The organism is Streptomyces durbertensis, from assembly GCF_014156695.1.
Taxonomy (GTDB): Bacteria; Actinomycetota; Actinomycetes; order Streptomycetales; family Streptomycetaceae; genus Streptomyces; species Streptomyces durbertensis.
The window spans coordinates 1-255 of the sequence record NZ_WMLF01000998.1; the positions used below are offsets into that span (position 1 = coordinate 1).

The 255-nt window shown below is 69.8% G+C and carries 1 protein-coding gene; it reads left to right on the forward strand.

The genetic code is table 11. The features are described 5' to 3' along the window. On the forward strand, positions 1 to 255 hold a 255-nt coding region (locus GL263_RS28045; RefSeq protein WP_182858491.1), incomplete at both ends, for a serine hydrolase.

Here is a 255-nt window from a genome sequence, read left to right on the forward strand (position 1 = left end):
TGCCGCACAGCGACAGTCTCGACGCACTCGTCCACCGGACAGCACACACACTCTCCGCCAAGCAACGCGGCGCGGTGGTCGTCGGCGCCGTCCGGGGCGACAACAGCGCCGTCCACGGCGCCGATCCAGCAACGCTGTTCGAGATCGGCTCCATCAGCAAGACGTTCACCTCACTCGCGCTCGCCACGCTCGCGACCCGGGAGGAGGTCTCACTCCAGGCGCCGCTGTACACACTCCTCCCGCACGGCGCGGCCG